The sequence below is a fragment of the Vibrio sp. V38_P2S17PM301 genome (assembly GCF_009904845.1).
Lineage (GTDB): Bacteria > Pseudomonadota > Gammaproteobacteria > Enterobacterales > Vibrionaceae > Vibrio > Vibrio proteolyticus.
Window position 1 is genome coordinate 1 of record NZ_WXWO01000040.1, and the last position, 7,914, is coordinate 7,914.

At 44.6% G+C, this 7,914-nt stretch carries 3 protein-coding genes; 2 read left to right on the forward strand and 1 reads right to left on the reverse strand.

What is annotated here, in order from left to right:
* Positions 1-777 precede the first annotated feature (777 nt).
* Both CAG64_RS09260 and CAG64_RS09265 read left to right on the forward strand, forming a co-directional pair.
* Positions 778-3,039 carry a hypothetical protein gene (locus tag CAG64_RS09260; protein WP_237668264.1) on the forward strand — a complete coding sequence of 754 codons (2,262 nt, stop codon included), beginning with the start codon at positions 778-780 and terminating at the stop codon, positions 3,037-3,039.
* A 273-nt stretch (positions 3,040-3,312) separates the two neighbouring features.
* The gene (locus tag CAG64_RS09265; RefSeq protein WP_161488842.1) at positions 3,313-4,101 is read left to right on the forward strand and encodes a DsbA family protein; all 789 of its coding nucleotides are present in this window, start codon (positions 3,313-3,315) and stop codon (positions 4,099-4,101) included.
* Between the two features lie 91 nt (positions 4,102-4,192).
* Here the strand turns inward: CAG64_RS09265 and CAG64_RS09270 are convergent, their stop codons facing one another.
* Positions 4,193-7,246: an Ig-like domain-containing protein gene (locus CAG64_RS09270; RefSeq protein ID WP_161488843.1), complete on the reverse strand. Its 3,054-nt coding sequence runs from the start codon at positions 7,244-7,246 to the stop codon at positions 4,193-4,195.
* Positions 7,247-7,914 lie beyond the last annotated feature (668 nt).

The following is a 7,914-nucleotide window of genomic DNA, read 5'->3' on the forward strand; positions in this document are numbered from 1 at the left end:
TTTTAATATTAGTAATCATGAACTTGTCATATCACGGTTCAAAACTTGACCACAACTTTACAATAGCCCTTTACAATTTTTGATATCTTCTTCCACTAAAAACGCTTCACCAGCCATGACAATAGACCAACCAGTTGCTTAACAACTCATGGGATATCGCTAGAGTTACTTTTCGTACTTTATACAACCCACTTCCACGTATCCACAAATGTTGCGTTTTTATTACCCTCTTTTTTCCTGCTCCACTCCAAACTGTAAACCAAGTGTTCACCTGTAACGTACCACCTCAATTTTCGACCGCTATATCATTTCCCCACAACTAACTGATTCTCTTTCTGATTCTGGACAGTTCCTTCTGACACCGTGTGTTAACAGTGAACACTTTGTTCAATCTCGTGCTTTAAAACGTACTTCATATTTTAAAAAGTCAATAAAATTCAATGTGATACATTTTGGTTCACTTTTTGCCTACTAAGTTGTCAGCCAGGCAGAGGCCTCTGAGCTGACCATTGATGTCACAAAGCATTGGAGGAGCTGTCTAGACGCAAGGGCGTGGTACTGAACTTATCGATTTTTTCCTGAGAGGTTTAAGGAAATCCGGTATGACCGCATTTACAGAGCCCTTTTATCTACTTCTTTTATGAAACAGGAAGGTAAACGATGGAACGATTAATACATAGTCGGCTTTGCAGGGTGTTCAGTGTCATCCTGGTTAGTACGGCTGCCCTGTATGCTCAAACGGCATTCGCTCAAGATCCAGGAATCCAGGACATATGTATGGAAGATCGAGCGGTGCAAGAGGGTCAAGTAAACCACTTAAATTGTACTGCGAATGACATTAACATCGCCAGCGCTTCAAATATTGTCATCACGCATATTGATGGCAACCCAGTAGCCCCAGGTACAGACACTTGTGTATCCGGTAAAGACGTCACTTTTGAAGCAGATTTTGATGTCGTATCGACCGCTAGTGCACGCTATGACATAGGTTTATACTTTAATCGAGAAGGCGGTGAAGATGCTCGTAGCGGTTCATGTAATATCTATACACTGAACGACACTTACAGTACAAATGCTAGCGAACTAGATGGTGACAGTTGCTGGGATGCAGAGCAAGGAGCACAAATTGTCCACAGCTCTACCATCACAACAACATGTATCGATAGTGACGGCGATGGGCAACTCAACTTGCCCAACTGTGTAAGTTGGCGCCAACCTGGCGCAAATGAGCTATGTGAAGACGCAACAGGAGCCTTTCCAGGTGCACCTTCGAAATGTAACTGTAACGATGAATTCAATGTTCCTATCTTTATTCAGCCCGATCCACCCATTGTTACAAAGTCAATCACACAAGGAACAACAGATACAGGCACTGAGCCTGGTCAAACTTTTAGTTACACCGTTGAGATTAAGCCAGACCCAAGTACTGGTAATAGCGTTTTCGTAACCAAACTTGAAGATGTACTATCATCCAGCACAGACCCTAGTGCCGGTGCTATTCAGACTTTTCTGCTCAATGATGGAACATCTAATGACGTAGGCGTGACCAAAGGCTACTACACCCTGATGTCGAGTGGTTTGGCTAGCGCTTGTGAGAACTTATCTCTTCCATATGAAATCCCACCAGAATCGATCGGACTGAAATGTACGTTCAAAGTTCACATTAGTGACAGCGATCTGCCAAACATTCCTGATCCTGAAAAGTTCGAGAACTTTATACGTGCCACGATTTTGGATGAAAATGATGACCCTGTGGGTGATAACTTCTGTTTCTCTCCAAGTACTGCGGGAACGCCAAATCCAAACTGTAGTAACGAAATAGTCGTAAGTTTGACAAACCAACCACCAGCAGTGACCGTGGAAAAAACAGCCGATAAATCTGAAGTACTCGAACCAGGCGAAACCGTCGTATTTACGTTTGATATTACCAACGATTCAGGTGCTCATGACTCGCCGATTGCTCTTGAAAGCCTAATTGACACTATATACGGCGATCTGAGCTCAATCGGTGCAGATAGCGACTGTCTGGATGCTCCGGTCACTATAGCTAAAGATGCAACGTACACTTGTACATTGACGGCTTGGGTTTCTGGAGACGCTGGTGACAGTTTTACTAATGTAGTTACAGCGATGGTTCGCGATGACGAAAATGACACTGCGACAGACACAGATGATCATACAGTTGCAGTTCTTGATGTTCCATCTGCCATTACACTAGTTAAAACTGCTAATCCTACTTCGGTAAATGAAACTGGTGACAACCCAGATCTGTATCGAGATGTCGATTACACATTTTTATTTACTGTTAAGAGTCAAATCGAGATAGAACCAGGTGTGTTCGTAGCTGCTTCAGATACCGTGACATTCTCCAGTTTGATTGATGACCCATTTGGTGATTTAACTGGCGACTGTATGGTTACTTCGAAAAACGGTAATCCAATTGCACCGGTTGCATTAAATGGATTTGAACTGGATCCGGGAGAATTCGCGAGCTGCACAATGACGTTACAAGTTCAAGGTAATGCTGGAGACAACCACCTCAACGTTGCAACGATCAGCGGTACAGACGAAGATGAGCAACCCGTATCTGCTATGGACAGTGAAACAGTGACATTTGATCCTCTGGCTCCTGATACAGATATGGCCTTTGCAACCAGCCTGTTGGTCGTAATTGAACTCACCAATGCCTCTGAGGTAGATGATGTCACCCTCACAGCTCTGACTGTTAAGGGAGAAAACGTCTTTGCTTTTGATGGTATGAACGACGAGTTTAATCTTCTCAATACCGGCGGTACATACAACGGTGTGACTTATTCCGCATGTAACTATGGAGCGGAAATGCAATACAGCGGTTCGGGTCTCGGTTTAAATGTTTACTCATGTGCATTCACTCTCGAACTGAAGCCAGGGCTTGAAAATACAGATGACATTGAATTCTTGTCACAAGGTGCCCTCAACGGCGTTGTTGCGACAGTCACCGACGACGAAGGAGATACGTTAACTAACTTTGTATCTGTAGAAGTAAACACCTTAGAATAGTAGTTATTTGATTTTATTAAAGGTCTAAAAGGGATAATAGCCAAGCCTATTGTCCCTTTTCATTTTCATCTTAAACATAAGACGGCAGGCAAGAATGAATTATCTATAATTTGTGTATTGTCGGTTAAGAAAAACATCCATTGGTGCTATTGCTGGCTTTCACAAATTTGTGCGTCAACGCAACGCATTGGTTGGTCTCGCGCAGCATCAATCACTAAGTACAAACAACGTCTTCATTGGCCTAAAGACAATTTTTACAGCGAGGGATAGACAATGTTTAGGTCTGTAAGTCAACTGTGCTTTTCACTGGTCATCATTTCATTTATCGTTGCCTGCCAACCTAAGGATGACAGTAAACTGGAGTCCGAGATCGCCTCACTCAGAGATGAAGTCAAGCAGCTACAACAAGATGTCGCCGATATCAACACTCAGGTCGACGAGATAAAAACCGCGGCTGCGGAAGCGAAGACACCTAAGTCGAGAATACTGCCTAACCAGCCAGACTTTGACGGTAACGGTCAGATCCCTTCCATGGGAGAAACTAGTGCTAAAATTGCCATCATCGAGTTCTCCGATTTCCAGTGTCCATATTGTAAACGTTATGTAGACCAAACGTTCGCCAAAATTAAAGACAACTACATTGACTCGGGAAAATTACGCTACCTCGCCAGGGATTTCCCTTTGAAATTCCATCCTCAGGCGAAAAGCGCTGCCGTGGCCGCAGTCTGTAGCTTTCAACAAAACGCGTACTGGCCGATGCGGGATTCATTGTTTGCGAACGTCCGCCAGTTGGGTGACGAGTTGTATCAGAAAGCGGCTGGTGAGCTGTCTCTGGACATGACTAAGTTCACTGCGTGCCTCAGCGATCCCAAAGTGATAGAAAAGATCAATGAAGATATTACTTTAGCGACGTCTTTAGGTGTTCGAGGCACCCCGAGTTTTCTTATCGGCCGGATTGAAAACAATGAAATGGTTGAGCCCAAACTGGTTGTTGGCGCACAGGACTACCGGGTTTTCTCTGCTTTGTTCGAACAACTGTTAGCAGAAGAAGCCAAACCTTAGAGTTCATCTCACAAAATCTATGTAAAAAAAGAGGCAATGGACGTACACCATTGCCTCTTAGCTTGTGCTATTTATCACCTGCTGGCATCGTCTACCTTTTGCCTATGCCCTTGTTACCGCCGCCGCTCTCAGAACCACTCAGACTGACCGAGACGGTCGCTGTCGCGGTTTTATCCCCATCACTGATGGTGTAGGTGAACGTATCACTGCTCTTAAAGCTTTTAGCTGGCGTGTAACGCAGTTGTCCATCCGCGGTAATTTGAACCGATCCTTTCGCTCCCTGAGTCACGCTGACAATGGTCAAGGTGTCCCCTTCAGGATCACTGTCGTTGGCCAGGACATTAATCAACGTCGCGTTCTTAGAAGAAAGCGTAATCGCATCGTTCACGGCGACTGGCGATGTATTAACAGCGTTGGCAATAACGTAACTGGCCGATCCACTACTGACTAAATTAGTTTGTTCGGTATTTTGCGCTTTGATCAGAACGTTATACGTCCCCTCTGACGCTGTCGCCGCCGACGTTACGTTAAGCCTTACCGTTGCACTCTGACCTGGATTCAGGGTCACGTTGCTGCTTGTCGCACTCCAGCCTGCAGGCAACTCAGCGAACACATTAAAGGTTGTTGCGGTGCAGTCTGAGTTATCCTGATTGGTCACCGTCACGTTATAAGCCACGGAGGTACCCGCTTCGACCTCGCCAGAGGTCGACGAGATACTCATTCGAGGAGCCACTGATTCACAAACCGGTGAGGTAGCCGCCACAGAATAACGCTCTTCAGCACTACTACGATAACTGATGTCTGCGGTATTGAATGCGTTCACATCTACGGGATAAACCCCTGCTGACGCATCAATAGCGGATGTAACATTCAGTTTCACAGACGCCGTCCCACCCGGTGCCAGCATCACTGTGTTGCTATCTGCACTCCAACCGTCAGGAACGCTGGCGAACACATCGACAACGGCTGCATCACACAACTCACTATCCTGGCTGGTCAGTGTCGCGATATAACTGACTGTAGTTCCCGGCGCCACGTCACCACTTTGACTTGCTGTAAGCGCCAACGTCGGACTTGCCAATACACACGTCGCAACCGGTGCTTCGACTGTATAGTTTGCGGTCACCTGACCTCGATAGTTGCTATCAGCACTGTTTATTGCCTCGATTGCGAGGCTATATGAACCTGCCGCCGCGGTGTCACTCGACGTGATACTTAACGTTACGGTATCACTGCTTCCCGGCGCAATACTCAGCGTCGCGTCATTTGCAACCCAACCAGCAGGAACATTTGCCGACACATTGAAATCAGACGCTGGACAGCCATTACCATCATTGTTTTTCACCATCAGATTGTAACTGACAGTGCTTCCTGCAATACCACCAGAGGCCGAGCTCGAAGACACGGTCACTGTCGGATTGCTCTGTGTGCAAGTCTGTTCGGAAAAACTGACATGTACACTGGCACCGGTACTGTTTGCCCACTCAGTCGTAATCGTGACACCCGCTTCAGAATCGGTATAGCTGCTGCCTGCCAAAAGCGAAGAATCATCTAAATCACGCAATCCGCTATCAGGTATCATATCCAATAATAAGTTACTCTGGATATTGCCTTCGGTAGCCAAGTGAAAAGTGACGCCATCGGTAATTCCGCTTTTCCCTTCAATAAAACTATCAAAGCCTATCGGCTGCCGATACTCAATATAGTACCAAGTTGGTTGACCCGTAATTTCATCAGTACCGCGACGAATTTTCAAACCTTTAGCTGCACTACCATGATTCGACTCATACGGTTCCAGTTGATATGTTCCTTCAGTTTCAACTGTGACAATGTCTCCTGTATTGGAACTTAACCAGCCTAGTTGCTCTTTACTAAAAACGTTAAAGTGTCCAGTAATACCGGACATACCCATAATATCTAACGCGTCTCCGTATTCAGCGGAAGCACAGCGGTCACCAATAATATCAGCACCACAATCTAGGTCTTTAGCATGGTGTAAACCAAAATTATGTCCCAGCTCATGACCAACAGTTCGCAAGCTCAATGAACCGTTTATATATGCTTTAGACGGCTCACCACCGACGGTACCTTTCCCTGTCCAGCCACACGATGTATTTTCAGGAAAAATGTAAACCACTCGCGTATAGGCACTAGTGTCATATCCTTCATTTTCAGCTGCTTGTTGTGCGTTTGTGTGAATACTCCATGTATCACAAGTGGACGAAATAGGTAGCGTGTAGTACCCCAAAACATCGCCAGTAAGCCAGACCTGATTCCCAGAATTTTCTTTGTAAAAATCATTCACCGTGCCAAAAACCAGCTCTCGAGTTTCCTCAGTTGTCCACGGTTGTTGAGTATTATCCTGAAAATTCACCAGCATCACTAACGTGCGTTGCTCACCTAAAGTTTTTGTTGCTTCGGCGTTTGTAAAATCAGTTGTAGAAGTCGTTGTGGTCCCATCAGCTAGTATATTCAGGCTTTCTTGCTCGTTGTCCAGTACAAGAGATTCTGATCTGTTGTCACTGCTTTTAAACCGCCAACCTTTCGCTCGCACTTTCATTCCAGATTGCATCTCATGCGACTGTGAGTGGTTCGCTGAGTGGATTTCAATACGGCCGTGTTCTGTTTTCAGAATCTGGCGCATGCGACTTTTGCTGTGATCAGCGTAGTCTTCGTAAAAGACTTCCAGTTCACCGTCTAGCTCCTGCTGCTCTTCTAAGAAAGCCTGCGCTTCATCTGGCAGCTCTTCTCTCTCTTTCGCAGTCAGAAGCATACTCAAAGCACCTTTTGGATCCGACTTTACAAGTTCGGCCATCAGGGTCTGACGTTGCGCCGCCAAACTCAGTAATTGGTTCAGAGACTGAGCTTTATCGGATTGGCCAGCCGCACGATAATCAGCCAAAGCTTTAGCCAATGCCCGAGTTTGCTGCTTGGCGATATGACGTTTTTGATTTACTTTATGGGCCGCGCCGTTTTGACCAGCATGATGCTCATGGTTATGTTTCAACGTTGAACCACCTTGCGCAACCGGATCTGCGGACGCTGTACCAGTAGTCAACAGAGTAACTGCACCTACCAGTGCCAGAGCATGTCGCTTGCGAAAGCGAGAAGTGAAAATGTCGGATCGAAAAAAGAGATTAAACATACTTAAATTCTTAGGGTCTTTTAACTCATGAGCCCTAATTTGACACAGCAACAAAACGGCAGGCGCTAGAAGGCCACCGTATACATTGACCGGGTATGAATTAGAGCATTAGGATTGTTAAGGAGTTAATTATTCTAGTATTTGAAAAATTGAATCTTGTCGGCCAATAAATGACACGATGATTCAACCCATAAGAAACCTGATTCTAATTTAAACATTCAACTCATATAAACCTAGTTAATGATGCATATAATTTAATACCAGCATCAACTAAAATATACGAAGCCAGGGCATTGAAATAATACCCATACCTAGCCTTGTTTAAATTAAACAGCAGAATTTACCTATAACAAATATACTTTTACGTAAATAAGGATTATTTCATATGAAATGTTCCATGATTTCCAACTAAAACAGAGTGTGTGTTCTTAGCCATTTCTACCTAACTTAAAATAAAAACTGCTACGTAACTCTATTCTAGGAAACTTGTTTACCATTCAACCAGAATAATAACCAAATTCAACCAAAATCATAAGCACTGCGCAGATTGATATAACACCCTCTTATTGAAAATAATTTCATAATATATGAGTGTGCCGAATTATTGTGGGCAAAATACTAGCAAACGAAACGTTCAAAATTCAACCGAATTAATTAGAAAAAGAGAT